This window comes from Petrocella sp. FN5, from assembly GCF_029210395.1.
Taxonomy (GTDB): Bacteria; Bacillota; Clostridia; order Lachnospirales; family Vallitaleaceae; genus Petrocella.
This window is the reverse complement of the sequence record NZ_JARGDP010000121.1, coordinates 1-4016: the sequence shown is the minus strand read 5'-3', so window position 1 is coordinate 4016 and position 4016 is coordinate 1. Positions and strand designations below refer to the sequence as shown.

Sequence of the window (4016 nt, the reverse complement as noted above, 5' to 3'; positions counted from 1 at the left end):
ATTTCCTCCAAAGATATTTTCTGACATCTGATTGAGCATCTCTATGCCTCTGATTTCCTTTTCCTGCATTGGTACTTTTAGTACTTGTGAATCTGTAAATTGATTATGGATTTCTTTCAAATATTTTTCCTGCATGTTTCTACGATTCCCAAAGAAAGGTGTTACGGCTTGATCATCGGGAATAATTAGATTCGCCACGATGAGTTGTGTATGCACATCTACAGATTTTAACTCTTCTGATGCGCGATACGCTTCAATAATCGGTGTTTTTTCAGGGTACATAACAAATCCAAACGTGGTTTCTTCTTTGTTTTTCATCATATTGATAACCTTGTCAAAACGTGCCTTCTGAATCTTATCCGCAAGACTGATTTCTGTGGAAACACCAGCTTTGAGCTGAATCTGTTTGCTCCAATCCATAGGTAATTCAAGAAGTCTTAGTGTGTGGCCGGTTGGTGCCGTATCAAAAACAATAACCTCAAAGGCATCACCACTGGCATATTCCATAAATTTTTGGAAAGACGCCATCTCTTCAGTACAAGGTGAATCCAGTTCTTCTTCCATGGCTTGTATTGTGTTCGCATCAAAATTCAACCGTGCATCTTTTAAAATCGATTCCTTATAATCGTGAGTTGCCTTTTTCTGATCAATCTTTACTGCAAATAGGTTTGAAATACCATCGATTTCAGTAATTTCATCCGTAACTGGTTTATCAAGGACATTACCAATATGAGCCGCAGGGTCTGTTGTCATTAACAAAGTCTTAAATCCCTTATTTGCTGTTTTGACAGCTGTTAAGCATGCCATAGAAGTTTTACCAACGCCGCCTTTACCTGAGTAAAATATGTGCTTTCTTTTTCCTTTGACCGGGTAGATGAGTTTTCCAATATCAAGATCCAAGTTATCCATATTAATTCTTGGTACAGAATCATCTTTAGCTTCTACTACAATTACTTCTTCATCTTCAAGCGGAACATTAAACAGCTTTGCACCACTTTTTTTAAACATATGAATGCCTTTTAGTTCACCGTCAAATAACGCCATGGTCTGAATGGTCACATTAGGGAAGGCTTCATGGGCTTTTCCTTTATAAACTTGTTGCATTTCATATCTGGATTTGAAAAATGGGTTAACGATTTCAGATTCTGGTATAAACCCATTGATGATGATTCTGGTTGTGGTCACACCAATCTGTGCCAATTCATTGGATGCACGTATTGTCTCTTGAAGAGATGTTTGTTCCGGTTGCATAACAAATACAAAGTCTGTCTGTTCTGAATCTCTCAGCCTAGATAAGGCTCTATCGTATTTCGCTTTACTTTCTTGAATCAAGGCCACTGGCCCCATACAGGTTTGTCCGCTACCTTTGGAACTGTCCTCAATATGCTTGCTCCAGTCTACAGGAAGCTCTAGCAAACGGATTGTATGGCCTGTAGGCGCTGTATCAAATATGATGATGTCATAGTTATCATCATCCATAAAGTCAATAAACTTATCAAATGAAGCCATTTCCTCTGTACAAGGTCCGCTCAGTTGCTCCTCGGCAATCTTAATCATTTCTTCATCAAAAAGCTCTCTCATAGGTGCTAGTGATCTTTCTTTATAATCCTTAGTGGATTGATCCGGATCTATCTCCATAGCGTATAGATTGTCGATACCAAGAATCTTGGTTATATTATGACCAATCTCCTGATCAAACACATCTGATAAGTTAGCAGCAGGATCTGTGGTAACGATCATAGTTTTTTTACCAATACTGGCATAATGAACCGCTGTTGTACTGGCCATAGACGTCTTACCTACGCCGCCTTTTCCTGAGAAAAATATAAATTCTGTCTTATTCGTTGTTTTATTCATTAATTATTTGCTCCAATTCTTCAAATGTCGGATAGGATCCGAATTTTATAATGTTACCGTCAAGTGTAGTAATTGGTAGAATGTCTCTACCTTTTTCCTTAACCAATTTGAAAACACTTTCATTTTCTTTAAACTTCATCGGTTGCTGGGTGATCATATAACGTTCCACTTTTGCACCCTCGTATTTTTTCTTAATATGTTCAATATTTTCTCCAAGCTTTACGAGACTGTCATCAACACTTGGACCGCAAAGACCTGTAGAGCAACACATTGGTGGATCATAAAATTCTATTATCATAATTTTCTCCTTTTTGTATATGTATGTATATATTTGAGTTTATGCATATACGAACTAGATTTATTTTTATATATGCTAAAACATTGTCTCTTTGAATTCTACAAAAGAACATTTGCTATCTTTATACTTCTCAAGCAAAGCCATATCTTTTGCATATGACTGACTCATTTTACTTTCTTCTAATAACAATTCATATAGCTTCGGGTAACGTTCTATAAATTTTTTGCTGATCTCATAATAAACCCATTGTGCTTGTTTGTCATAACCAATGATTCCGACATTCTTCAGCTTTGCCAGATGTCTTGATACATTGGATTGTGTCATATTTAAAATCATTTCAACTTCACATACACATAGATCTTGTTTGAATAATATACCTAGAATTCTAAGTCTATTTTCATCACCTAATGTTTTGAATATTTCCGATAATTCCATTAGCATTGCCTCCAATCGTATATGAGCAAACTCGAATATACTAATATTACCTCATATTTTATCTTTCGTCAAGTCAATGGCAATAATTCTGATTTATAACTGTGTTAACTTTTGCTAATTATTTTTCTCTTACAACAAAAAGGACCATCAACAGAGTTGACAATCCCTTTTAATTCTATACCAAATATTCTTTTATTTCCGATGGCTTCGGTACTCTACCCATCATCTTAAGTGTCCCGTCAACAACAAGTGCTGGTGTACTCATAACCCCGTAACCCATGATTTCCTTCATGTCTGTTACTTTTTCTACTGTCGCTTCAATGTTTAATTCTTTTAATGCTTTTTTTGTGTTTGCTTCTAGATTTGTACAGTTCTTACAACCTGGTCCTAATACTTTTATTTCCATAATGGCCTCCTAATTCTAATGTAGTAAAAAGTTAAATAAGTAACCTACTGTTATTATACCAAAACTTGTAATCATTACAAATATAGTTAGTAATTTTGGTTTGATGACTTTTCTAAGTAAAATCATAGCTGGTAAAGAAAGTGCAGCCACTGCCATCATAAAGGATAAAGCCGTACCCATGCCCATACCTTTTGATATCAATGCTTCTGCTATAGGAATCGTACCAATCACGTCTGCATACAATGGTATACCAACTGCCACACCAACTAAAACGGCAAAAGGATTACCGGGACCGGCATATTTGGTCAGGAGATCTTCCGGTGCCCAACCATGAATGGCAGCACCAATACCGATACCAATTAATAAATAAATCCAAACATGCTTAACTATTTTCGTAACTTCTTCTAGGGCAAATTTAGCACGTTCTTTTCTTGTAAGCGTTTCTATTTCCACTTCACCCATGGACATCTCATAAACATAGCCTTCTACTTCACCTTCTAGATTAAATTTGCCAATAATAATACCTCCAATAATACCAATGATGACACCCATTGCTATATATATAGCTGCTACTCTCCAACCGAACGCAGCCAATAAAACAATTATGGCACCTTGATTAATAAGTGGAGATGTAATTAGAAAGGAAAAGGTTACACCGAGTGGTATGCCACTCTCTACAAATCCAATGAAGATCGGCACCGATGAGCAAGAACAAAAAGGCGTTACCGTTCCCAGCAAAGATGCCATAATATTTCCTTTTATACCACTAAACTTTTCAAGAATTTTCTTGGTTCTTTCAGGTGGAAAGTAGCTTCTTATGTATGAGATTAAGAAAATCATAATACTTAGAAGCATCAGAATCTTAATGACATCATAGATGAAAAAATGCACTGAGGAACCTAAATTGGTATCCATGGATAGCTTAAACACATTTTCCACTAAAGCCGCTACCAAATCATACAACCACTCGAATTTTAGAATACTGGTAAAAACACTCCATATTCCATTTAAAAAATCTAA

General features: G+C 36.0%; 5 protein-coding genes. All 5 read right to left on the bottom strand.

Annotated features, from left to right (window positions below):
- Positions 1-1857, bottom strand: a 1857-nt coding sequence (locus tag P0N36_RS14670; RefSeq protein WP_275843615.1) for a TRC40/GET3/ArsA family transport-energizing ATPase, incomplete at its 3' end; no start/stop codon positions are given.
- Positions 1850-2155, bottom strand: a complete 306-nt coding sequence (gene arsD, locus P0N36_RS14665) for an arsenite efflux transporter metallochaperone ArsD (RefSeq protein ID WP_275843614.1) — start codon at positions 2153-2155, stop codon at positions 1850-1852. The genes P0N36_RS14670 and arsD, both read right to left, overlap by 8 nt.
- A gap of 75 nt (positions 2156-2230) precedes the next feature.
- Positions 2231-2590 carry an ArsR/SmtB family transcription factor gene (locus P0N36_RS14660; RefSeq protein WP_275843613.1) on the bottom strand — a complete coding sequence of 120 codons (360 nt, stop codon included), beginning with the start codon at positions 2588-2590 and terminating at the stop codon, positions 2231-2233.
- Between the two features lie 175 nt (positions 2591-2765).
- The gene (locus P0N36_RS14655; RefSeq protein WP_275843612.1) at positions 2766-2996 is read right to left on the bottom strand and encodes a thioredoxin family protein; all 231 of its coding nucleotides are present in this window, start codon (positions 2994-2996) and stop codon (positions 2766-2768) included.
- A gap of 15 nt (positions 2997-3011) precedes the next feature.
- Positions 3012-4016 (bottom strand): permease (locus tag P0N36_RS14650; RefSeq protein ID WP_330684044.1); only part of this gene is annotated, 1005 nt, incomplete at its 5' end.

Bases quoted from the DNA above. Each gene is read 5' to 3' on its own strand.
- arsD (WP_275843614.1), bottom strand. From the start codon at position 2,155: ATGATAATAGAATTTTATGATCCACCAATGTGTTGCTCTACAGGTCTT.
- P0N36_RS14655 (WP_275843612.1), bottom strand. From the start codon at position 2,996: ATGGAAATAAAAGTATTAGGACCAGGTTGTAAGAACTGTACAAATCTA.
- P0N36_RS14660 (WP_275843613.1), bottom strand. From the start codon at position 2,590: ATGGAATTATCGGAAATATTCAAAACATTAGGTGATGAAAATAGACTT.